This window comes from Halomonas lysinitropha (assembly GCF_902500215.1).
GTDB lineage: Bacteria > Pseudomonadota > Gammaproteobacteria > Pseudomonadales > Halomonadaceae > Halomonas > Halomonas lysinitropha.
Genome location: NZ_CABVOU010000039.1, coordinates 385,922 through 406,377, shown reverse-complemented (window position 1 = coordinate 406,377; position 20,456 = coordinate 385,922). Strand labels below are relative to the sequence as shown.

Sequence of the window (20,456 nt, the reverse complement as noted above, 5' to 3'; positions counted from 1 at the left end):
GGCTCAGCGCTTCGCCTGATCGACCAGCGGCTCGACATAGGCCACGCCCATGTCCCAGGGAAACTGGATCCAGCAGTCCTGAGCCACCTCGGTGAGGTACTGATCCACCAGCGGCTTGCCCTCAGGCTTGGCATAGATGGTCACGAAGTGGGCCTTCGGCAGCATCTCACTCACGGCCTTGGCGGTACGACCGGTATCGACAAGATCGTCGACCAGCAACCAGCCTTCTCCGTCATGGTCGACGCCCTTCAACACGTCCAGGCCGCCCTGATCCATGTGCTCGTAGCTCTTGATGCAGACGGTGTCGATCAGGCGCACGTTGAGCTCACGGGCGATCAGTGCCGCCGGGATCAGGCCGCCGCGGGTGATGGCGATGATACCCTTGAAGTCACGCTCGATCAGCCGGTGGCAGAGCTCGCGCACGTCGCGGTGCAGCTGGTCCCAGGAGACGGTAAAATGCTGGTGGTAGCGATGGGTGCTCATGGGGCTCACTCGTCCTCGGTGAAGGAACAGACGGCGAAGACACCATACCCGGCCTCACGGATTCGCTGGGATCCGCCGAGGTCGGGCAGGTCGACGATGGTGGAGGTTTCGACCACCTGCCCGCCGCTGCGGCTTATCAGCTTGGCGGCAGCCAGCATGGTACCGCCGGTGGCGATCAGATCGTCGACGATCAGGATGCGGTCTCCCCGCTTGAAGGCGTCGGAGTGCAGCTCCACCTCGGCCTCACCGTACTCCAGGGTGTAGGTCTCGCTGATGGTGCGGAACGGCAGCTTGCCCTTCTTGCGCACCGGCACGAAGCTGCAGCCCAGCTCATAGGCCAGGGGCGCGCCGACGATAAAGCCCCGGGCGTCGATGGCGGCGACGGCATCGATGCCCATCTCCTGATAGCGATGCACGAAGCTATCGATCAGTTTGCGGAAGGCAGACCTGTTCTGCAGCAGCGGGGTGATGTCGCGGAAGTTGACCCCCGACTGCGGCCAGTCGGGGACGGTGCGGATCACGGACTTGATGTAGTCGCCGTAGATGCTCATCGGGTCGAGTCTCGGTGAGTGAATGCAATCGATAGGCAGGAATCAGCCAAGGAACAGGAACTTGCCGGCAAACAGCAGGGCCAGCACGATAACCGCAGGATTCAGGTCCTTGAAACGCCCTGAGAGCGCCTTGATAGCGGCATAGCTGATGAAGCCCAGCGCGATACCTTCGGCAATCGAGAACGTCAGCGGCATGGCCAGGGCGGCGATCAGCACCGGGGCAGCGTCCGTGGGATCGTCCCAGTTGGCATGGGCCAGGCTGCCGGCCATCAACACCGCTACATAGAGCAGGGCGCCGGCGGTGGCATAGGCGGGAATCGAGCCCGCCAGCGGCGCGAAGAACAGGCTGATCAGGAACAGCACCGCCACCACCACGGCGGTCAGACCGGTACGCCCGCCGGAGGCAATGCCGGCGGTGGACTCGATGTAGCTGGTGGTGGTGGAAGTCCCCAGTACCGCGCCGGCCATGGAGGCGCCACTGTCGGCCATCATCGCGCGCCCGATGCGCGGCAGCTTGCCGTCCTTGTCCAGCAACTTGCCCTTCTGGGCCACGCCAACCAGCGTACCGGACGTATCGAAGAGATCGACGAACAGGAAGGCGAAGATCACGCTGAGCATCGCCACGTCGAAGGCACCGGCCAGATCGAGAGCCATCAAGGTCGGGGCGATGGAGGGCGGCATGGACATGAAGCCACCGAACTCGTTATGGCCGAAGAGCATCGCCAGCAGGGTGACCCCGAGGATCCCGATCATCACCGCACCGGTGACCTTGAGATAGGCAAGCGCGGTGATCACGAAAAAGCCCAGCAGCGCATAAAGAGCCGGCGGCTGGGACAGATCCCCCAGCGCCACGAAGGTTGCCTCGTTGGCCACCACGATGCCGGCATTCTTCAGCGCGATCATCGCCAGGAAGAGCCCGATACCCGCGGCGATCCCCAGCCGGAGGGAGAGCGGAATGGAGTTGATGATCCACTCCCGGATCTTGAAGACGCTGAGCAGGAAGAAGATGAAGCCCGAGAAGAAGACCGCGCCCAGCGCCGCCTCCCAGGTATACCCCATGCCCAGCACCACGCCATAGGTAAAGAAGGCGTTGAGACCCATGCCGGGCGCCTGGGCAATCGGGTAGTTGGCCCACAGGCCCATGATCAGACAGCCCACCGCGGCGGCCAGACAGGTCGCGACGAACACCGCGCCATAGTCCATGCCTGCCTCGGAGAGGATGCTGGGGTTGACGAAGATGATGTAGGCCATGGTCAGGAAGGTGGTGATCCCGGCGATGACCTCGGTCTTCACGTCGGTGTGGTGTTCGACCAGCTTGAACTGGTTGTCGATCAGGCGTTTCAGCATGGTTATTGTTCCTGCGCGCAGTGACGTCGTGGCGTCCGGGGTGCGAGAAAAGCCGCCTATGGTACCCAAAGCCTCGAGATGTTGCGAGGCGCCCAAGGGCTCATAGGCAGCACGGCTCCACCTAGTTAAGCAACTTGCGGGCCATACGCCACCCGGCCGACCAACGAAGACTTGACGGAACGGTCAAGTTTTCCATGGCACATCAGGCGCCTCGCGCTTGAAGCACTCGCTCCACCGTCTCGACGATGGCCTGGGTCTGGGGATCGATCTCGATATTGACGCCGTCGCCCGGGGCCCGGTCCACCAGGATCGTCCGGGCCAGTGTCTCGGGAATCAGGTCGACACAGAACCGCGGCCCCTGGCCCGTGGTGGCCGCTTTTACCTCTCCAATGGTCAGGCTGATGCCATCCACTCCGATGTAGCCCTTGTCGAACAGGAAGCGGCTCAGGGCGTGAGGCACCTCGAACCAGAGCCGGCGATTGTTGGGGGCCTCGTCGAGTTCGACCAGTTCGGCCAGCGCCATCACATGGCCGGACATGACATGACCGCCGATCTCGTCCCCGAATCGCGCCGCGCGCTCGATATTGACGCGATCTCCCTCCCTGACTGCACCGAGATTGGTCACCCGCAGGGTCTCGCGCATCAGATCGAAGCTGACCCGTTCGCCGTCGATGGCGGTGACGGTGAGACAGACCCCGTTGTGGGCCACCGAGGCACCCAGCGACAGGCCCTCGCACAGCTCGGCCGGCAGCGCCAGCACATGGGTGCGAAAGGCCTTCGCTTCATGGATGGCCACCACCTCGGCGGTGCCCTGTACGATGCCAGTGAACATGAACGCTCCTCGTGCTGGCCGGCCGCGAATGGGCCGGGAAAGATCGCCAGTCTAGGAAACCCCGGGGACAACGTCCACGACAGCGAGGAGCGAGGGTCGAGTGACATGGGGCAAGGGGGCCCACTGAGCGCCATTACCATCGATATGTTCCAGGTCCACCCCTTCACGCAGGAAATCCCACCAGAGATAAGCTTTCTTAACGGCATCATCTCCCATTCTCATTGACTTACGCTCGTTCGAAACCTAAGATGCACGGCTACATTTTGAAGGCGCCGATTTGACCCCCGGATTGCGGGCGCCGACGTCGCGGACCGTCCCTCGAGGCAGTCCGCGGCGTGAAGTGCAGCTAAAAGGGTGTGTCCAGCGTTGATGGCCACCCGCCAGGGTGGCTTTTTTTCGTGCCTGCCCACTGCCCTGCCCGCCCGACACTCGACCGGCGCCCCACCGGTGGCTGTGATGATTCGACTCCACGACGTTTCCAAGACTTACTACCCCAAGGGGCGACGCAGTACCGCCTCGGGCGTGACGGCGCTAAAGCATGCCGACCTCCACGTGCCCCAGGGCCGGATTCATGGCGTGATCGGCCTTTCGGGTGCCGGAAAATCCACGCTGATCCGCTGCGTCAACCTGCTCGAGCGCCCCACCACGGGCACCGTCACCGTGGACGGCCAGGAACTGACGGCCCTCTCCGGGTCGGCCCTCAACCAGGCCCGCCACCGCATCGGTATGATCTTCCAGCACTTCAACCTGCTGACCTCGCGCACGGTCTTCGCCAACGTGGCCCTGCCGCTGGAGTTGATGGGCATGAAGCGCGGCGAGATCCGCGAGCGGATTACCCCCCTGCTGGAACTGGTGGGCCTCACCGACAAGGCGCGACAGTACCCGGCACAGCTCTCGGGCGGCCAGAAGCAGCGCGTGGCCATCGCCCGGGCATTGGCCAGCCGTCCCAAGGTGCTGCTCTGCGACGAGGCCACCTCGGCCCTGGACCCTCATACCACCGGCGCGATCCTGGACCTGCTGCGCGACATCAACCGCAAGCTCGGCCTGACCATCCTGCTGATCACCCACGAGATGGAAGTGGTCAAGTCGATCTGCCACCGGGTCAGCCTGATCTCGGACGGCGAACTGGTCGAGGAAGCCGACGTCGGCGACTTCTTCACCGCGCCGCGCACCCAACTAGGGCGAGACTTCCTCAACGACTTCCTGGAACTCGAGCCGCCCCGCGCCTTGATCGAGCGCCTCGAGGACGCCCCCGGACCACACAGCCATCCGGTGGTGCGCCTGGCTTTCTCGGGCGACGCCGTCTCGACACCACTTATCTCGCGACTGGCCAGAGAGTGCAGCGTGGACGTCAGCATCCTCCAGGCCAAGGTGGAGTCGATTCAGGAGCGCACCCTGGGGCTGATGATCGCCGAACTGATGGGCCCGGCGGAGAAGACCCGCGAGGCCCTCGACTATCTCGAATCCCACGACCTGCAGGTGGAGGTGCTTGGCCATGTCCAGCGCGATGATTGATCTGATCCTCAAGGCCACCCTGGACACGCTCTACATGGTAGGCGTGTCGGGGGTGATCTCGGCCCTGGTGGGTATCCCCCTGGGTGTGCTGCTCTACGTCACGCGGCCACGACAGATACTCGCCGAGCCGACGCTCAACCGGGTGCTGGGGGCGGTCACCAATATCGGCCGCTCGATCCCCTTTATCATCCTGATGGTGGCGATCATCCCCTTCACGCGGATGCTGGTCGGTTCATCGATCGGCACCAATGCCGCTGCCGTGCCCCTCACCATCGCCGCCATCCCCTTCGTGGCGCGCCTGGTGGAGGGCGCCCTCAACGAGATCCCCCCGGGCCTGGTCGAGGCCGCCCAGTCCATGGGCGCCACGCCCTGGCAAATCATCACCAAGGTGCTGGTCCCCGAGGCGCGCGGCGGCATCTTCACGGCGCTCACGGTAACGGCCGTCACCCTCGTCAGCTACTCGGCCATGGCCGGTGCCGTGGGCGGCGGCGGCCTCGGCGACCTGGGCATCCGCTATGGCTACAACCGTTTCAACCCCACCATCATGCTGATCACCGTGGTGATCCTGGTGGTGATGGTCCAGGGCTTCCAGAGCCTGGGGGATTATCTGGTCCGCAAGAGCGACCACAAGTGAATCACTCGGCCTGATAACCAGAATGCATTATAGTTTTTCTGGTTATTCTATTACTATTGGCTTGAACGGTAATCAGGGCTATCCCCGGAACAGCCTTGAGCGTTCCTTGCATATGCGATAGCCCCGGAACAGTAATACCTTCAACGAGGAGAACCAAGATATGCACAAGCGCCTGATCGGCACCCTGGCGGCCTCCGCCCTGACCCTCGGCGCCGGCACCGCACTGGCCGACGAGCACGCCATCAAGGTCGGCACCGTGGCCGGCCCCGAGACCGACGTCATGCAGGTCGCCGCCGAGATTGCCGAACGCGAGTACGGTCTCGAGGTCGAGATCATCGAGTTCACCGACTACGTGACACCCAACGCCGCCCTGGCCGACGGCAGCCTCGATGCCAACGCCTACCAGCACGAGCCCTACATGCGCTCCATGGTCGAGGACCGCGGCTACGACTTCGCCATCGCCGGCTACACCTTCGTCTACCCGATCGGCGCCTACTCGGCAAAGTACGACAGCATCGAGGAGCTCCCGGACGGGGCCACCATCGCCCTGCCCAACGACCCCTCCAACGAGGGACGCTCCCTGATCCTGATGCACAACGAAGGGCTGATCGAACTCGAGGATCCGGAGTTCCTGGAAGCCACGCCGCTGGATATCGCCGAGAACCCCCGCGACTTCGACTTCCGCGAGATCGAGGCCGCCCAGCTGCCCCGCGTGCTGCCCGACGTGGACATGGCCTTCATCAACAACACCTTCGCCCAGCCGGCCGGCCTGAGCCTGGACGACGCCCTGATCAAGGAGGGGCCGGAGTCTCCCTACGTCAACCTGATCGTGGTGCGCGGCGGTGACGAGGATCGCAAGGCCATCCAGCAGCTGGTCGAGGCCTACCAGACCGAGGAAGTCGAGGCCAAGGCAGCAGAGCTGTTTGGCCCGCAGGCGGTGCCCGGCTGGAAGTGAGTGAACTCCCTTACCCGGGTTTGATGAGTTTGGGGGCCGGCCGCTGTGCCGGCCCCTGTCATGTTTGAGGAGTGACGATGACGCCCGACTATGCCCTGCTGGCTCGCCAGCTCGAAGCCCTGCTCGATACCCGCGACTGGCTGACCAACAGTGCCCAGACCGGCGCTTTTCTGATGCAGGAGCTCCCCGACCTCAACTGGGTCGGCTTCTACCTGCAGCGTCAGCCGAATATGCTCTCCCTGGGCCCCTTCCAGGGCAAGCCGGCCTGCCACCCCATTCCCTTCTCGAAAGGCGTCTGTGGTGCCGCCGCCCGCACGCACGAGACCCAGCGCGTGGCGGATGTGCATGCCGTGGCGGACCATATCGCCTGCGATGCGGCCTCCCGGGCCGAACTGGTGGTGCCCAGCGTGGCCAATGACCGGCTGTGGGGAGTCCTGGACCTGGACAGCCCAATGAAAGAGCGCTTCAGCGAGGCCGACCAGGCGGGTATCGAGCGGCTGGTCGCGGTGTTCATCGCGCACACCGACATCCAATAATCCAATGAAAAACGCCCCCGCAGTTCAAGACTGAAGGGGCGTTTCGGAATCTGGTAGGACCAGGCGGATTTGAACCGCCGACCTCCACGATGTCAACGTGGCGCTCTAACCAACTGAGCTATGGTCCTGACGCTGTCGTCACCGGGCGGGATCTGGTAGGACCAGGCGGATTTGAACCGCCGACCTCCACGATGTCAACGTGGCGCTCTAACCAACTGAGCTATGGTCCTGCTTCACCGCGACGGCCGAAATTCGCCGTGACAACGGATGCGTATTCTACCCATCCGCTTCGGAAATGCAAGTCAATAAACGACGCCCCGTCGGCATCCAGCAACGCCGCGGGAGCAGTGACTTGGCTCTGATGACCAAGGCGCCGGACCGCTACGCGCGCCCCTCGTATCGACGGGATCTCAGGTCGACGAAAAGCCCCTGTTCGACCAGTTCAGAGACTCGGAGTGCGCCGGATTGTCGGCCTCGGCTTCGGGACTGAGCTTCTCGGGGGTCCATTCCGGTGTTTCGGCGAAGTACTCGTCGAAACGCTCCCTGGCCTGGTCGCCGAAGAGGATCTCGCAGGCCTCCATGAGCCCCGGGGACCGACGGATCCTTGCATTGCTGACCACCAGGGAGATCTTCGAACGACGACGCAGAAAATCCTCGAGCCGAGTGATCATTTCGCGCCGCTGTGCCTGGCCAAGTTCGCAGCGCAGATACTCGGTGCCCTCGATCAGCAACTCACCCTGCCGCGGGTCCTCGCGGATCTCCTCGAGCATGTCGAGGGCGTGAGTGCCGTAGCGCCGCCACAGGCGCGCCGTCAGCGGCTCGGAGGCCTCCGGCGCGGTCATGGCGTCAAGATCCATCAACTCGGCCTGATGGAGAAACTCCTTCCTGACCGATTCGGAGGGTTCGCCGTACCAGCGATAGTCCGGATACGGCACCGAGACACCGAGGCGCTTAACTTCGCTGACGATCTCTTCCCCGACGTTCAGGCAGTCGGTGAGCTTGCCGCCGAAGATGCTGATATGCGCCTCGGCATCGTCGGTATCGATGGCATGCTTGCGCGAGAGTTGCAGAAAGTCGCGACCTCCACCCGCGCGGGCCTTGACCGCGAGGGGCCGAACCCCGCAGCGAGTCGCGATGATATCCTCCCTGCCCAGCGGCTTGTCCAGTTGCAGGCGCTTGTTGATGTTGTCCAGCACGAACTGGGTATCTTCGTCGGTAACATGCACCTCGGGGTTCTCCACTCGAGTGTCGGTGGTACCGATGCAGGTGCGCTGCCCCATGGGGATAACGAAGAACAACCGTCCGTCGTCGGCAAAGAACGCCAGCACGCGCTTGCTGTCGGTCAGCCGTGGCACGATCAGGTGGATGCCCTTGGAGAAGACGTGATGGTGCCCGGGCTTCTGCCCGGTCGATTCGTTGTGCTGGTCGACCCAGGGCCCCGCGGCATTGATCAACACCCTTGAGCGAATCTCGAAGGTGGCGTCGTTCATGACGTTGCGGGCACGCGTGACCCAGACACCGTTCTCCCGTCGTGCGCCCCGGGACTCGACATAGTTGGCCGCCATGGCCCCGTAGTTCAGCGCGGAGCGCACGAAATTGAAGACGAAGCGGGCGTCATTGTCGTGCAGATAGGCATCGGAATACTCGAAGCCGCCTATGGCGTCCCGGGTATCGATGATCCCCTCCCGCTCCTTGATGGCAGACGGTTTCAGGAAACGCGGAATCCGCGTGAAGGCATTGCCCATCAGCCAGTAGAGCCAGCTGCCGGCCCAGAGATAGCGCGGATGATAGCGAAAGCCCCTGGCGATGGTGGTCAGGAAACGGATCTCCTGGACCGTGGAGGGAAAGCTCTTGATCAGGTGGTTGCGGCTCTTGCAGAGCTTACGCACCAGAGGGAAGTCGTAGCTCTCCATGTACTTGATGCCACCCCACACCAGATTGGAGGAGTGCATGCTGGTCTCGCCGGCAAAATCGCCGCGGTCGATCAAGCCGACCCTGACGCCTTTGCCAGCCAGGGCGGCGGCGGCTGAGGCGCCATTGATGCCGCCACCGATGATCAGGACATCGAAGGTCTCGCGGGAAAGTTTCTCGATATTGCTGTCGCGCAATTGCATGAAGGGGTCCCTTCACAGATGGCTAAGATCCTGTCCGGCGGACACCGACAGGTGCCTGGAGGGCGCCCCCAGATACTCGTCGGGACGCTCCGGGGAAACACGTGCTGACGAAACGCCTTACTTTACTCCTCGTCTTCCCGCTCCCAGTCCATGGTGCGGCGAACGGCCTTCTTCCATCCCCTGTAGGCGCGTTCGCGACATTCGCTATCCATCTGCGGCTCGAATGTGCGCTCCACCTTGCCCTTGTTGACCACCTCGTCCTGCGTCCAGAGGCCCACGGCCATGCCGGCCAGATAGGCCGCCCCCAGGGCGGTGGTCTCGGTGATCCTGGGGCGATCCACGTTGACGCCCAGCATGTCGGCCTGGAACTGCATCATGACGTTGTTGGCCACGGCGCCCCCGTCAACGCGCAGGGACTTGAGCGTGATCCCGGAATCGGCCTGCATGGCATCGATGACATCCTTGGTCTGGTAACCCAGGGAGTCCAGCGTGGCGCGGATGATGTGCTCCTTGCGGGTTCCGCGGGTGATCCCGAAGATCGCACCGCGTGCATACATGTCCCAGTAGGGGGCTCCCAGTCCCGCGAAGGCTGGCACCACGTAGACCCCGCCGGAATCCGCCACCTTGCCGGCGTAGTATTCCGAATCCTCGGCCGAATCGATGAGCTTGAATTCATCACGCAGCCACTGCACGGCCGCTCCGGCAATGAAGATGGAACCCTCCAGGGCATAGTAGACCTTGCCTTCCGCTCCCCAGGCGATGGTGGTCAGCAGGCCGGACTTGGAGGCCACAGGCGTTTCCCCCGTGTTCATCAGCAAGAAACAGCCCGTGCCGTAGGTGTTCTTGACCATCCCTTTCTCGAAGCAGGCCTGCCCGAACAGGGCCGCCTGCTGATCGCCGGCAATGCCGGCGATAGGTATCCGTGCACCGCCGAACATCTCGGCCCCCGTGGTTCCGTAGACCTCGCTGGAGGGCCGAACCTCGGGCAGCATGGCGTCCGGAATATCGAGCTCCTCGAGCATGCGCTTGTCCCACTCCAGGGTGCGGATGTTGTAGAGCAGCGTCCGCGAGGCGTTGCTGTAGTCGGTCACATGACGCTCCCCGCGGGTCAGGTTCCAGACCAGCCAGGTATCCATGGTCCCGAACAGCAGGTCGCCGTTTTCCGCCCGCTCGCGAACCCCCGGGACATTGTCCAGGATCCAGCGAATCTTGGTGCCCGAGAAATAGGCATCCGCCACCAGGCCGGTGGTCTCGCGAATGTAGTCCTCCAGTCCGCGCGCCTTGAGCTCGTCACACAGGGCCGCGGTGCGGCGATCCTGCCAGACGATGGCATGGTGCACGGGCTTTCCGGTGTGACGATCCCAGACTACCGTGGTCTCCCGCTGGTTGGTGATGCCGATCGCCGCCACCTCGGAAGGCTTGATGCCCTGGGTCTCCAGCACTTCTCGGGCCACCCCCATCTGGCTGCCCCAGATCTCCATGGCATCGTGTTCTACCCAGCCCGGGGTCGGGTAGTGCTGCTTGAACTCCTTCTGGGCGATACCCACGATCTGGGCGTCACGATCGAAGAGGATGGCGCGGCAGCTGGTGGTGCCCTGATCGAACGACAGGATGTATTGTTTTTCCATGGGACTTTCCTCGGTGTTGACAGCTGATTGTTGCTTTCTTTTGGTGTGACAGTGCTCCCCAGGCCTTGCAAGAGCTATCGAAGGCGCCAATCAAGGGTTTCACGATGGGCACCCAGGCGTATTTCCCGTTCGTCCCTCCCATGCCAACAACGGGCAGAAGACGATGCGCCAGGCGCGGCGCCAGGTTGCGGGCCGGGTTGATGGCTTACAAAAAACAGCACCTGAGTATCTGACGGAAAACCGTATCCTGCCGAGGCTCTATGCCGCATGCCTTTGCGGAGTACCAGGCGACAACAAGGTTCGTTTTCGAACATTAGAGTATCTTTTCGAACTCAGCAAGAGGGCTCTATCAAAAACATCGGGGGTGTATGTACTAGATTGTTTTATATGAACTTTATTAACATTATACTTTTGTCTATCCCGCCTGATCGCAAGAAATCCATCATGCTCGAACCGTGGCAATTGGCCAGGAGCGATACAATTATGCTCCAGGATGTTCGTTGTTGAATATATCGACAGGGCCCCAGGACCGCCCCAACGCAGCGAGCGCCGACCGGCGGCGCTCCTGTGACAGCTGGCCCGGAGAGGGGGTTAGAGAGTAATGCGTGTTCCCAGGACCTCGAGGAATTGCGCCAGCCAGGCCGGGTGGGCCGGCCAGGCCGGTCCGGTGACGAGATTGCCGTCGGTTTCGGCGCCATCGATGGCGATGTCGGCATACGTGCCACCGGCCAGTCGTACTTCCGGCGCACAGGCGGGATAGGCAGAAATGCTACGACCTTCGATGACTTCCGCCGCAGCCAGCACCTGGGCACCGTGGCAGATGGCCGCCAGGGGTTTGTTCTCGTCGGCGAAGTGGCGCACCAGCGCAATCACCTCGGGATCAAGCCGCAGGTACTCCGGGGCCCGGCCGCCGGCAATCACCAGAGCATCGTAGTCGGCCGCCTTGATGTCCTTGAAGGTGGCGTTAAGGGCGAACTCATGTCCCGGTTTCTCGGTGTAGGTCTGGTCGCCCTGGAAATCGTGAATGGCGGTCTTGACCTTCTCGCCCTTCGCTTTTCCGGGGCAGATGGCGTCCACCTGGTGGCCCACCATCTGCAGGGCCTGAAAGGGGACCATCACCTCATAGTCTTCGGCGAAGTCGCCGACCAACAGCAGGATACGTTTTGCAGCCATGGAACCATCTCCTTGTTAATCATTGCAGGATAGAGAATGCTCGATATGATCGATATCGAACATTCACGCCCGAATCGTGCCGCCTCTGTATTGTATTTGCAACTTTGCATTGCCGCTATTTTCACATTCAATCACCACCACCGGAACTCACGGGTTTCCGGCACCATAAAATCGCGAGGCCCTAATAAAGAGGGCCATGACACGTCGGCGGTTATAGAGGGCAAGGAAGCGCCGTCGCCGTTACCGACTCCGCATCTGCACGACCATCCCCCAAGCGACGGAAATGCAGTAGAATCATGCTTAACCAAGGAGATGCCATGAACCAGCAGCAACGCCAGGACGCCATCATCGAGCTGGTGCGCCGCCAGGGGTATGCCAGCATCGAGCAGCTCACCGAGCACTTTACGGTCACGCCCCAGACCATTCGTCGCGACCTCAACACGCTCTCCACCGAAGGGCGCATTCGCCGGGTTCATGGTGGTGCAGGCCTGGAGTCGAGCACCGTCAATACCGCCTACTCGACACGCAAGACCCTGAACCTCGAGGCCAAGCAGCGTATCGCCGTGTTGCTCGCTCGGCACATTCCCGACCACTCGTCGCTGTTCATCAACATCGGAACCAGCAACGAGGTCATCGCCGAGGCGCTGCTCGATCATCAGGGACTGGAGGTGATCACCAACAATCTCAACGTGGCGGCGATCCTCCAGCACAAGGATGACTTCAACGTGATCATCGCCGGCGGCGAGGTCCGCTCCCGGGATGGCGGCATCATCGGCGAGGCGACCATCGATTTCATCAATCAGTTCAAGGTCGACTACGGCATCATCGGCATCAGCGGTATCGACGAGGATGGCTCCCTGCTGGAGTTCGACTACCAGGAAGTGCGCGTCGCCCAGGCCATTATCCGCAATTCCCGAAAGATCTTCCTGGCCACCGATCACTCCAAGTTCCAGCGCAACCCGGTGGTTCGTCAGGGCAACCTGGCACAGCTCGACGCCCTGTTCACCGACCGCGAGCCCCCCGAGGCTATCCTGCGCCTGCTGAAGCAGCACGATGTGACGCTGCATATCGCCTGATGCCGCGTCTGGCAGCGATTTCATCCCTTGCCCTCTACATCCGGCACATTCGCCATCACTCCTCTGGCAGGACGCCAGGGCGTGATGACGCGCCTTGATGTTCGTTTGGTTTTCGTCTATTTTCGAATTCAAACATCCTAGCGGTCCAAGCCAGTGTCGGGAGGGGGAATCCATGGATAACACATCGGATGAGGTACTCGACCTCTTCGTGATCGGCGGCGGCATCAACGGCACCGGTATCGCCAATGATGCGGCCGGACGCGGCCTGTCGGTCGGGCTATGCGAACAGGGGGATCTTGCCGGCGCCACCTCATCGGCCAGCAGCAAGCTGATCCACGGTGGCCTTCGCTACCTGGAGCACCATGAATTTCGTCTGGTGCGCGAAGCCCTGCGCGAGCGCGAGGTACTGCTTGCCAAGGCGCCCCATATCATCTGGCCACTGCGCTTTATCCTGCCGCATCGTCCACACCTGCGACCGGCCTGGATGCTTCGGGCCGGCCTGTTTCTTTACGACCATCTCGGTAAACGCGAGACGTTACCGGGCTCGCGCAGCGTCAGGCTCTCAGCGCATCAGGGCCTGGCCACGGACATTAGCCGCGGCTTCGAATACTCGGACTGCTGGGTGGAGGATGCCCGCCTGGTGGTACTCAACGCCATCCAGGCTTGCCGCAACGGGGCCGAGATTCGAGTTCGCACACGCTGTACAGGCGCCCGGGAAGTCGACGGCATCTGGGAGGTGGATATCGAGGAAATCTCCGGCCAGCGCCTGACCCGCCGCTGTCGAACACTGGTCAACGCGGCGGGTCCCTGGGTCGAGAAGGTGGTACGCCACCAGGTACAACGTCAGTCTCTCTACGCTGTTCGCATGATCCAGGGTAGCCACCTCATCGTGCCTCGCCTGAATCGCGACGACCGCGCCTACATCCTGCAGAACAGCGATCGGCGCATCGTCTTCGTGCTGCCCTACGAGGAAGACTTCAGCCTGATCGGCACCACCGACCGCCGCTACGAAGGGGACCCATCGCGCGTCGAAGCCAGTGAGGAAGAGATCGACTACCTGCTGTCGGTGGTCAACACCCACTTCCGCACCCAACTTGCGCGCAGCGCCGTGATCCGCACCTTCTCCGGGGTGCGCCCGCTGTGCGATGACGAATCCACCGCCCCCTCGGCCATGACGCGCGACTACACCCTGGACCTCGATACCCAGGGCGCGCCGCTGCTCTCGGTGTTCGGCGGCAAGATCACCACCTATCGCAAGCTCGCCGAAGCGGCGCTTGAAATGCTCGCCCCACACTTGCCGGCGATGGCCGCTCCCTGGACGGAGGAAACGCCGCTGCCCGGGGGCGATATCGGTAACCAGGCCAGCTTTGCGGCGCAGTTGCTCGAGGAGTATCCGTTCCTGGATGCCTTCCAGGCGCGCCGCTATGCGCGCACCTACGGCTCGCTGTGCCGTATCTTCCTCGACGACAAGGGGTCCCAGTCCGCCCTGGGGCCGGCCTTCGGCGCCGGCCTGACCGCTGCCGAAGTGGATTACCTGGTCGATCAGGAGTGGGCTCGGTCGCTGGAGGACATCCTGTGGCGACGGACCAAGCTGGCGCTGCACCTCAATGCGGTCCAGACCCGGCGCCTGGCCAACTACCTGAACGATCGCCTTGACCTGCGCGATGACAGCCCGCTCCCTCCTGCCGCGCCTCCCGAGTCGCGTGTCGGCGCTGCTCGCGACCCATCGCGGTCGCTGCGCAGTGCCTGACGCGGTGCCCCAAGGCGCCATCACAACGGCGTGATGCTGGCCGGGGCAAGCGACACCCGCTCGCGGTGCCGTTTCAGATCGCCGCCTTCCAGGGCGGTCAGCAGAATCTGCAGGGGATCGCCGTGGCTGACCAGCAGAAAGGTCTCTCCCCGGTGGTGCTGTTCGAGCTCGGCGACCAGTCCCGCGGTGCGCGCGGCCACCTCAGTGACGGCCTCCACTCCGGCGAGGGTGTGGGCCGGGTCTCGGGCGTCGTGTGCCCATACCTCGGCGTAACGGGCATCCCCTTCCCCTTCGAAGTCACCGAAGTGTCGCTCGCGAAGCCGTTGCTCTGGCTCCAGGCGCAGCCCAAAGTGGCGCGCCACGCGCTCTGCCGTCTCGGTGGTACGCCGAAAATCCGAGTGCAGAATTCGGCTGGGGGGATCCCAGCGCCACTCGGCCAGGAGTTCATCGAGTTGGTCACGGCCAATGGGCGAGAGTCCGAAACCGGCTAGACCGCGTTCCGGCGAACTGATGATCAGCCCCTGCTGGTTGGCCTGGCTATGACCGTGGCGCATCAGCAGGTAGCGGTTACGCCGATGACACGACGCGGGCGGGAAAGTGTTTGACATGGTTTTGTCACAAACTCTAGATTAGAAAGAGCTGTTCGGAATCGATCGTCGACATGTCGAAAACCGAACGCACTGTACAACAATAATCTCAGGAGACACGCCATGATTCATCATCCCAACCGATCTGGAAAGCGCTCGTTCGCCAAGCTGGCCCTCACTTCTTCGCTGCTGCCCCTTGCCCTGTTGGCCGCCAACCAGGCCCAGGCTCAGGAGGACTGTGAGCGCGGCGCCCTGGCCGAGATCTACTGTGACAGGAACGGTGACATGGTAGCCGACCTCCCGCAGGACGAGTCGGAGTGGGCCAACCCCGACACCCTGATCTTTGCCTATACGCCGGTGGAAGACCCCGCCATCTACTCGGATATCTGGCAACCCTTCATCGATCACCTGGAGGCAGTAACGGAACGTGACGTGCGTTTCTTTGCCGTACAGTCCAACTCGGCCCAGGTCGAGGCCATGCGCAGCGGCCGCCTGCACATCGCCGGCTTCTCGACGGGTCCGACGCCCTTCGCCGTCAACCTGGCCGGTGCCGTGCCCTTCGCCCTGATGGGCTCCGACGATGGTCGCTTCGGCTATACCCTGCAGCTTTATACCCACGTGGATTCCGGCATCGACGAAATAACGGACCTCGAGGGCAAGCGAGTCGCCCACACCTCGCCGACCTCCAACTCGGGCAACCAGGCGCCGCGCGCCCTCTTTCCCGAGATGGGCATCGTGCCCGGCGAGGACTACGAGGTGGTCTACTCCGGCAGCCACGACCAGTCCATGCTCGGCGTGGTGGCTCAGGACTACGACGCCGCCCCGGTGGCCTCGGAAGTGGTGGATCGCATGGCGGCCCGCGACCTCTATGACCCGGAAGACGTCAAGATCATCTACGAGTCCGACCGCTTCCCGACGACGTCCTACAACTATGCCCACAACCTGCATCCCGATCTGGTCGACAAGATCGAGGAGGCCTTCTTCAGCTTCGAGTTCGCCGGTACCGAGCTCGGCGAGGAGTTCGAAGGGGTCGAGAAGTTTATCCCCATCAATTACCAGGAAGACTGGAAGGTCATTCGCACCATCCAGAATGCCAACGGGGTCGAATACACCCCCGACAATCTCCAGTAACCTTCCCTGACACCACGACGCCGGCCTTCCCGACGAGGTCGGCGTCGCTGTCTCGTTGACCCTTCGCCCGCCCGGAACCGCCGATGCTAGAGATATCCAACCTGATCAAGCGCTACGGACACGACGAGCCCGTACTCAAGGGGCTCGATCTGAGCGTGGAGGACAACAGCGTGGTGGCCATCGTCGGTGCCTCTGGCGCCGGCAAGAGCACCATGCTCCGTTGCATCAATCGACTCGTCGAACCGACCTCGGGCTCGATCAAGCTCAACGGTACCGAACTCGTCAATCTCAGGCATGGGGAACTGCGCCGTGCCCGACGCAAGATCGGCATGGTCTTCCAGGGCTTCAATCTAATCGATCGCCTCACCGTGATGGAGAACGTGCTCTCCGGCCGGTTGGGCTATGTCAGCCTCTTCCAGGCCATCACCCGCCGCTACCCTGCCGCGGATATCGAGCGCGCCTTCAAGCTGATGGAGCGGGTGGGCATCGCCCACTATGCCAACAAGCGCGCCGACGAGCTCTCCGGCGGCGAACGCCAGCGGGTCGGCGTGGTGCGCGCTCTGATGCAGGAACCGGAGGTGCTGCTGGCCGACGAGCCCACGGCCTCCCTGGACCCGCGTACCTCAGAACAGATTATGGTGCTGCTGCAGAGCCTGGCCAGCGAGCTGTCGCTGCCGGTGCTGATCAACATTCACAACGTGGCCCAGGCGAGGGCCTATACCGACCGTATCGTCGGTCTGCGCCACGGCACCATGATCTTCGATGGCGCCCCCGCGGACTTCGACCAGGAGGCACTGGATGCCATCTACGGCGGTATCGAATCGCCGGAGGACGAGACCGCCACCCCGCAGGACGGCTCGCAAGCATCTGGAGGGGAGGCCCGCCATGACGCGACGTGACAGTACCACCACGTCAACGCCGCGGACCTGGCGCAAGCCGCCCTTCATCGCCAACCCCCTGCTGCGCTATGGCCTACTGGCGGTGCTAGCATTCTATCTGGTGTGGGCCTTCGCCACCCTGCCCTTCAACTGGGAACGCATCAGCGAAGGGCTGCCCCGGGCGGCTCGTATCTTCGGCGGCGGCTTTCCGCCAAGCTTCTCGCGCTTCGACCTGCTGCTGACCGGCTTCACGGAGAGCCTGCAGATCGCCATTCTGGCCACTCTGCTCGGGGTGCTGCTGTCGATCCCCTTTGCGGTGATGGCGGCACGCAATATCGCGCCCTTGCCAGTCTACCTGCTGGGGCGAGCGGTGATCATCGTCTCGCGCAGCTTCCATCCGGTGATTGTCGCCATCCTCTTCGTTGCCGCGGTGGGCTTCGGGCCCCTGGCGGGAATTTTGACCCTGACCCTCTACTCCATCGGCTTCGTCGGCAAGCTGCTCGCCGAGGAGATCGAGGAGATCGACTGGGGCCAGGTCGAGGCCATGCGCGCCACGGGTGCCGGCTATCTGGCCACGCTCTACTATGCGGTCTTCCCGCAGATCCTGCCGCGTCAGGTGGGGCTCTCCATGTACCAGCTCGACAGCAACCTGCGCGCCTCCGCGGTGGTGGGTATCGTCGGCGCAGGCGGCATCGGCAGCACCCTGATGAATGCCTTCGGGCGCTACGACTATGATTTCGCCTTCGCCATCCTGCTGGTGATCATCGCGGTGATCCTGATCAGCGAAGGCGTCAGCGGCTGGGTAAGGAAGAAGATATGGTAAAGGATGCCGACCTGCTCGCCGATCGCATCTGGCGACGCCACAATCCCAGGGAGCAGCTCATCCGTTACGCCGTGATGCTGGTGACGCTGATGCTGGTCGTCTGGGCAGTCCGCGACATCGACATCTTCTGGCCCTGGGTCTGGGATGCCCCCAATCAGATCTCGAGCCTGGGGGCACGCATGTGGCCGCCGGACCCGAGCCGCCTCGGCGAGATCGTCAATGCCATGATCGAGACCGTGCATATCGCCACGCTCGCCACCATGCTGACTATCTTCATCGCCCTGCCGGTCTCCTATATCGCCGCCCAGAACACCACGCCCAATCGTGCCTGCCTGTGGTTGGGGCGCTTCATCCTGGTCTCCAGCCGCTCGGTGAACACCATCATCTGGGCACTGCTTTTCGTGGCGATATTCGGGCCCGGGGTGCTGGCCGGGATACTGGCCATCATGTTCCGCTCGGTGGGCTTCATCGGCAAGCTGATGGGTGAAGCCATCGAGGAGATCGACCGTCGCCCGGTGGAGGCCATGGAAGCGACAGGGGCCTCCAAGGCGAAGGTGATCGCCTATGCCGTCGTCCCCCAGGTGATGCCGGCCTTCTTCGCCATCATCATCCTGCGCTGGGACATCAATATTCGCGAGTCCACGGTACTCGGGCTGGTGGGGGCCGGCGGTATCGGCGTGATCCTGCAGGGCTCCATCGACACTTTCGCCTGGCAGACAGTCGCCACCATCCTGATCGCCATCGTTGTACTGGTACTGATCGGCGAGGGGATTACCGGCCTGCTGCGCCGCAAGGCACTCTGATCATCCGCAGCAGGCATTCACGCAAGACGACCACCGGCCCAGGCGATGACCGGGCCGCCAGCGAATTCACGTCTACTCCGGCACGCCGCCTCGCGTCAGGGCAGCGGGGTCGAGCAGCCGCTCGAGTTCCTGTCGCGACAGATCGGTCTGTTCCTCGGCCACCTCGATGATCGGCCGCCCCGCCTGATAGGCCTGCTTGGCGATGGAAGCCGCAGCGTCATAGCCGATCACCGAATTCAGCGCCGTGACCAGGATGGGGTTGCGCGCCAGTGGCCCCTCGAGGTTGTCATGGCGCACCTTGAAGGTGGCGATGGCGCGGTCGGCCAGCAGCCGCGAGGTATTGGTCATCAGGGTGATCGAGGTCAGCAGGTTGTTGGCGACCAGCGGCAGCATGACGTTGAGCTGGAAGTTGCCGCTCTGCCCGGCCACCGTCACCGCCGTGTCAAGCCCGATCACCTGAGCGGCGACCTGAGCCGCCGACTCGGGAATCACCGGATTGACCTTGCCGGGCATGATCGAGCTGCCGGGCTGCAGGGCCTCAAGCTCGATCTCACCCAGCCCGGCCAGGGGCCCGGAGTTCATCCAGCGCAGGTCATTGGCGATCTTCATCACCACGCACGCCAGGCCCCTCAGCTGCCCGGAGAGCTCCACCGCGGCGTCCTGGGCACCGAGGCTGGCGAAGAAACTGTCATTGGGCGAGAACAACAGCCCCGTCTGCTCGCTCAGGTCGCGCGCCATGCGCCCGGCGAACTCGGGATGGGCATTGATGCCGGTGCCCACCGCCGTGCCCCCCTGGGCCAGGCGACAGAGCCGCACCAGGGCGCTGTCCAGACGCTCGATGGCCTGCCCGACCTGGCTCGACCAGCCCCCCAGCTCCTGGCTCATGCGCAGCGGCATGGCGTCCATCAGGTGGGTACGCCCGGTCTTGACCACACCGTCGAGTTCCCCGGCGCGCGCGTCGAGGGTCTCGCGCAGGTGCTCAAGCGCCGGACGCAGCTGGCCGGTCACCGCCAGTGCGGCCGACACATGGATCGCCGTGGGAATCACGTCGTTGCTCGACTGCCCCATGTTGACATGGTCATTGGGTCCCACCTCGAGACCATCACGGCTGGCCAGGTGGGCCAACACCTCGTTGACGTTCATGTTGCTGGACGTTCCCGAACCGGTCTGGAAGACATCTATCGGGAACTGATCATCGTGTTCGCCACGGATAATCGCCTCGGCAGCGGCAACGATCTCCCCGCATCGCGCATCGTCGAGCAGTCCCAGCTCGCGATTGACCCGGGCCGCCGCCAGCTTGATACGGGCAATGGCATGGATAAACGCCGTGGGCATCGGCTGGCCGGAGACCGGGAAGTTGTTCACGGCGCGCTGGGTCTGGGCACCGTAGAGAGCTTCCCTCGGCACCTGCAGCTCGCCCATGCTGTCGCGCTCTATGCGATGGTCGCTCATGTCCAGCTCCTCCTTTTCTGCGTGAATGACGCTCTTCTCAACATGGCGTCAGGCGGTCGGCCTTGCAAGAAATCGCCCTGATCGAAAAAAGAAAGAAAGCATGTTGCACTGCACCAATCGCTTTGCTATTGTGCATTGCAACAGAGACGCAGAAGGCATCGGCAGACCGCCACGGCCTTCGAATTGAT

General features: G+C 63.1%; 20 protein-coding genes and 2 tRNA genes. 11 read left to right on the top strand and 11 right to left on the bottom strand.

Annotation, left to right across the window (positions count from 1 at the left end; genetic code table 11):
• Positions 1-3 precede the first annotated feature (3 nt).
• The 4 genes from gpt to HALO32_RS13575 form a co-directional block, all read right to left on the bottom strand.
• The gene (gene gpt, locus HALO32_RS13590; RefSeq protein WP_151444424.1) at positions 4-483 is read right to left on the bottom strand and encodes a xanthine phosphoribosyltransferase; all 480 of its coding nucleotides are present in this window, start codon (positions 481-483) and stop codon (positions 4-6) included.
• Positions 484-488: 5 nt separating this feature from the next.
• Positions 489-1,034: an adenine phosphoribosyltransferase gene (locus tag HALO32_RS13585; protein ID WP_151444423.1), complete on the bottom strand. Its 546-nt coding sequence runs from the start codon at positions 1,032-1,034 to the stop codon at positions 489-491.
• Positions 1,035-1,076: 42 nt separating this feature from the next.
• Complete coding sequence (locus HALO32_RS13580; protein WP_151444422.1) at positions 1,077-2,381, bottom strand: NCS2 family permease; 1,305 nt, start codon at positions 2,379-2,381, stop codon at positions 1,077-1,079.
• A 202-nt stretch (positions 2,382-2,583) separates the two neighbouring features.
• Positions 2,584-3,213 carry a riboflavin synthase subunit alpha gene (locus HALO32_RS13575; protein ID WP_151444421.1) on the bottom strand — a complete coding sequence of 210 codons (630 nt, stop codon included), beginning with the start codon at positions 3,211-3,213 and terminating at the stop codon, positions 2,584-2,586.
• 456 nt (positions 3,214-3,669) lie between these two features.
• On the opposite strand from HALO32_RS13575, the gene HALO32_RS13570 reads away from it, so the two are divergent.
• The 4 genes from HALO32_RS13570 to HALO32_RS13555 all read left to right on the top strand — a co-directional run bounded on the left by HALO32_RS13570 (position 3,670) and on the right by HALO32_RS13555 (position 6,853).
• Complete coding sequence (locus HALO32_RS13570; RefSeq protein WP_151444420.1) at positions 3,670-4,728, top strand: methionine ABC transporter ATP-binding protein; 1,059 nt, start codon at positions 3,670-3,672, stop codon at positions 4,726-4,728.
• The gene (locus tag HALO32_RS13565; protein ID WP_151444419.1) at positions 4,709-5,362 is read left to right on the top strand and encodes a methionine ABC transporter permease; all 654 of its coding nucleotides are present in this window, start codon (positions 4,709-4,711) and stop codon (positions 5,360-5,362) included. Before HALO32_RS13570 ends, HALO32_RS13565 begins: the two co-directional genes overlap by 20 nt.
• 160 nt (positions 5,363-5,522) lie before the next feature.
• Complete coding sequence (locus tag HALO32_RS13560; RefSeq protein ID WP_151444418.1) at positions 5,523-6,317, top strand: MetQ/NlpA family ABC transporter substrate-binding protein; 795 nt, start codon at positions 5,523-5,525, stop codon at positions 6,315-6,317.
• A 77-nt stretch (positions 6,318-6,394) separates the two neighbouring features.
• Positions 6,395-6,853: a GAF domain-containing protein gene (locus HALO32_RS13555; RefSeq protein ID WP_151444417.1), complete on the top strand. Its 459-nt coding sequence runs from the start codon at positions 6,395-6,397 to the stop codon at positions 6,851-6,853.
• Between the two features lie 51 nt (positions 6,854-6,904).
• On the opposite strand, the gene HALO32_RS13550 is transcribed toward HALO32_RS13555, so the two are convergent.
• The 5 genes from HALO32_RS13550 to HALO32_RS13530 all read right to left on the bottom strand — a co-directional run bounded on the left by HALO32_RS13550 (position 6,905) and on the right by HALO32_RS13530 (position 11,768).
• Positions 6,905-6,981: transfer RNA gene (locus HALO32_RS13550), tRNA-Val, on the bottom strand.
• A 25-nt stretch (positions 6,982-7,006) separates the two neighbouring features.
• A tRNA-Val gene (locus HALO32_RS13545) sits at positions 7,007-7,083 on the bottom strand.
• A gap of 180 nt (positions 7,084-7,263) precedes the next feature.
• Complete coding sequence (locus tag HALO32_RS13540; protein ID WP_151444416.1) at positions 7,264-8,967, bottom strand: glycerol-3-phosphate dehydrogenase/oxidase; 1,704 nt, start codon at positions 8,965-8,967, stop codon at positions 7,264-7,266.
• Between the two features lie 122 nt (positions 8,968-9,089).
• On the bottom strand, positions 9,090-10,595 hold the full coding sequence (gene glpK / locus HALO32_RS13535; protein WP_151444415.1) for a glycerol kinase GlpK: 1,506 nt from the start codon (positions 10,593-10,595) through the stop codon (positions 9,090-9,092).
• 591 nt (positions 10,596-11,186) lie between these two features.
• A complete protein-coding gene (locus tag HALO32_RS13530) occupies positions 11,187-11,768 on the bottom strand; it encodes a DJ-1/PfpI family protein (RefSeq protein ID WP_151444414.1) in 582 nt (193 codons plus the stop codon).
• 36 nt (positions 11,769-11,804) lie between these two features.
• Between HALO32_RS13530 and HALO32_RS13525 the strand changes: the two genes are divergently transcribed.
• From HALO32_RS13525 to glpD, 3 genes are all read left to right on the top strand, one after another.
• Entirely contained in the window at positions 11,805-12,089 is a 285-nt protein-coding gene (locus HALO32_RS13525) for a hypothetical protein (RefSeq protein WP_151444413.1), read from the top strand.
• Positions 12,086-12,844, top strand: a complete 759-nt coding sequence (locus HALO32_RS13520) for a DeoR/GlpR family transcriptional regulator (protein ID WP_151444412.1) — start codon at positions 12,086-12,088, stop codon at positions 12,842-12,844. Before HALO32_RS13525 ends, HALO32_RS13520 begins: the two co-directional genes overlap by 4 nt.
• Before the next feature lie 172 nt (positions 12,845-13,016).
• Positions 13,017-14,594: a glycerol-3-phosphate dehydrogenase gene (gene glpD, locus HALO32_RS13515; RefSeq protein ID WP_151444411.1), complete on the top strand. Its 1,578-nt coding sequence runs from the start codon at positions 13,017-13,019 to the stop codon at positions 14,592-14,594.
• 20 nt (positions 14,595-14,614) lie between these two features.
• Here the strand turns inward: glpD and HALO32_RS13510 are convergent, their stop codons facing one another.
• A complete protein-coding gene (locus tag HALO32_RS13510; protein WP_151444410.1) occupies positions 14,615-15,202 on the bottom strand; it encodes a histidine phosphatase family protein in 588 nt (195 codons plus the stop codon).
• Between the two features lie 102 nt (positions 15,203-15,304).
• Here HALO32_RS13510 and phnD point away from each other — a divergent pair, with 102 nt between their 5' ends.
• The 4 genes from phnD to phnE (HALO32_RS13490) all read left to right on the top strand — a co-directional run bounded on the left by phnD (position 15,305) and on the right by phnE (HALO32_RS13490) (position 18,816).
• Positions 15,305-16,312 (top strand): phosphate/phosphite/phosphonate ABC transporter substrate-binding protein, encoded by a 1,008-nt coding sequence (gene phnD, locus HALO32_RS13505; RefSeq protein ID WP_151444409.1) that lies wholly within the window; start codon positions 15,305-15,307, stop codon positions 16,310-16,312.
• Between the two features lie 83 nt (positions 16,313-16,395).
• Positions 16,396-17,211 carry a phosphonate ABC transporter ATP-binding protein gene (gene phnC / locus HALO32_RS13500; protein WP_151444408.1) on the top strand — a complete coding sequence of 272 codons (816 nt, stop codon included), beginning with the start codon at positions 16,396-16,398 and terminating at the stop codon, positions 17,209-17,211.
• On the top strand, positions 17,198-18,013 hold the full coding sequence (phnE, locus tag HALO32_RS13495; RefSeq protein WP_151444407.1) for a phosphonate ABC transporter, permease protein PhnE: 816 nt from the start codon (positions 17,198-17,200) through the stop codon (positions 18,011-18,013). Before phnC ends, phnE (HALO32_RS13495) begins: the two co-directional genes overlap by 14 nt.
• Positions 18,007-18,816 (top strand): phosphonate ABC transporter, permease protein PhnE, encoded by an 810-nt coding sequence (phnE, locus tag HALO32_RS13490; protein ID WP_151444406.1) that lies wholly within the window; start codon positions 18,007-18,009, stop codon positions 18,814-18,816. The genes phnE (HALO32_RS13495) and phnE (HALO32_RS13490) overlap by 7 nt, the downstream gene beginning before the upstream one ends.
• Before the next feature lie 72 nt (positions 18,817-18,888).
• On the opposite strand, the gene HALO32_RS13485 is transcribed toward phnE (HALO32_RS13490), so the two are convergent.
• Positions 18,889-20,268, bottom strand: a complete 1,380-nt coding sequence (locus HALO32_RS13485) for a class II fumarate hydratase (protein WP_151444405.1) — start codon at positions 20,266-20,268, stop codon at positions 18,889-18,891.
• Between the last annotated feature and the right edge of the window lie 188 nt (positions 20,269-20,456).

Bases quoted from the DNA above. Each gene is read 5' to 3' on its own strand.
- gpt (WP_151444424.1), bottom strand. From the start codon at position 483: ATGAGCACCCATCGCTACCACCAGCATTTTACCGTCTCCTGGGACCAG.
- HALO32_RS13585 (WP_151444423.1), bottom strand. From the start codon at position 1,034: ATGAGCATCTACGGCGACTACATCAAGTCCGTGATCCGCACCGTCCCC.
- HALO32_RS13580 (WP_151444422.1), bottom strand. From the start codon at position 2,381: ATGCTGAAACGCCTGATCGACAACCAGTTCAAGCTGGTCGAACACCAC.
- HALO32_RS13575 (WP_151444421.1), bottom strand. From the start codon at position 3,213: ATGTTCACTGGCATCGTACAGGGCACCGCCGAGGTGGTGGCCATCCAT.
- HALO32_RS13570 (WP_151444420.1), top strand. From the start codon at position 3,670: ATGATTCGACTCCACGACGTTTCCAAGACTTACTACCCCAAGGGGCGA.
- HALO32_RS13565 (WP_151444419.1), top strand. From the start codon at position 4,709: ATGTCCAGCGCGATGATTGATCTGATCCTCAAGGCCACCCTGGACACG.
- HALO32_RS13560 (WP_151444418.1), top strand. From the start codon at position 5,523: ATGCACAAGCGCCTGATCGGCACCCTGGCGGCCTCCGCCCTGACCCTC.
- HALO32_RS13555 (WP_151444417.1), top strand. From the start codon at position 6,395: ATGACGCCCGACTATGCCCTGCTGGCTCGCCAGCTCGAAGCCCTGCTC.
- HALO32_RS13540 (WP_151444416.1), bottom strand. From the start codon at position 8,967: ATGCAATTGCGCGACAGCAATATCGAGAAACTTTCCCGCGAGACCTTC.
- glpK (WP_151444415.1), bottom strand. From the start codon at position 10,595: ATGGAAAAACAATACATCCTGTCGTTCGATCAGGGCACCACCAGCTGC.
- HALO32_RS13530 (WP_151444414.1), bottom strand. From the start codon at position 11,768: ATGGCTGCAAAACGTATCCTGCTGTTGGTCGGCGACTTCGCCGAAGAC.
- HALO32_RS13525 (WP_151444413.1), top strand. From the start codon at position 11,805: ATGCTCGATATGATCGATATCGAACATTCACGCCCGAATCGTGCCGCC.
- HALO32_RS13520 (WP_151444412.1), top strand. From the start codon at position 12,086: ATGAACCAGCAGCAACGCCAGGACGCCATCATCGAGCTGGTGCGCCGC.
- glpD (WP_151444411.1), top strand. From the start codon at position 13,017: ATGGATAACACATCGGATGAGGTACTCGACCTCTTCGTGATCGGCGGC.
- HALO32_RS13510 (WP_151444410.1), bottom strand. From the start codon at position 15,202: ATGTCAAACACTTTCCCGCCCGCGTCGTGTCATCGGCGTAACCGCTAC.
- phnD (WP_151444409.1), top strand. From the start codon at position 15,305: ATGATTCATCATCCCAACCGATCTGGAAAGCGCTCGTTCGCCAAGCTG.
- phnC (WP_151444408.1), top strand. From the start codon at position 16,396: ATGCTAGAGATATCCAACCTGATCAAGCGCTACGGACACGACGAGCCC.
- phnE (WP_151444407.1), top strand. From the start codon at position 17,198: ATGACGCGACGTGACAGTACCACCACGTCAACGCCGCGGACCTGGCGC.
- phnE (WP_151444406.1), top strand. From the start codon at position 18,007: ATGGTAAAGGATGCCGACCTGCTCGCCGATCGCATCTGGCGACGCCAC.
- HALO32_RS13485 (WP_151444405.1), bottom strand. From the start codon at position 20,268: ATGAGCGACCATCGCATAGAGCGCGACAGCATGGGCGAGCTGCAGGTG.